The sequence below is a fragment of the Pseudomonas sp. 32_A genome, assembly GCF_017490905.1.
In the GTDB taxonomy this organism is placed as follows: domain Bacteria; phylum Pseudomonadota; class Gammaproteobacteria; order Pseudomonadales; family Pseudomonadaceae; genus Aquipseudomonas; species Aquipseudomonas inefficax.
Window position 1 is genome coordinate 1 of record NZ_JAFGYI010000299.1, and the last position, 462, is coordinate 462.

Annotated in this window: 1 protein-coding gene; it reads left to right on the forward strand. The window is 63.0% G+C overall.

Annotated elements, in window-relative coordinates; translation table 11 throughout:
• Nucleotides 1-462, forward strand: a 462-nt coding sequence (locus J5M58_RS26770; protein WP_207880390.1) for a phage tail tape measure protein, incomplete at both ends; no start/stop codon positions are given.

A 462-nucleotide genomic window follows, 5' to 3' on the forward strand; every position in this document is an offset into this window, starting at 1 on the left:
GCCTTTGATCTGTCCGGTCAGCAGGCCGGTGCGGCGATGACGGGCCTGCGCTCGATCTTTGGGCTCACGCAAGACGAGGTGGTCAAACTCGGGGACGCGATCAACCACCTGTCCAACAACATGGATGCCAAGGCATCCGATCTGCTCAACATCGCCAACCGGGCGGGCTCGACGGCGAAGCTCTTCGGCCTGTCCGGGGCACAATTGAATGCCCTCGGGGCGACCTTCCTCGCCTTGAAGACGCCGCCCGAGGTGGCCGCCACCGGCATCAACGCCTTGCTGATGAAGTTGGCCACCGCCGACAAGCAGAACGAGACGTTCCAGAAGGGGCTGCAGGACATCGGGCTGTCCGCTGAGGTCATGAAGAAGATGATCCAGCGCGATGCCCAAGGCGCGCTGACCACCTTCCTGCGGCAGGTGAAGAACGCGCCCGATCTGATGGGCACGCTCTCCGATCTGTTT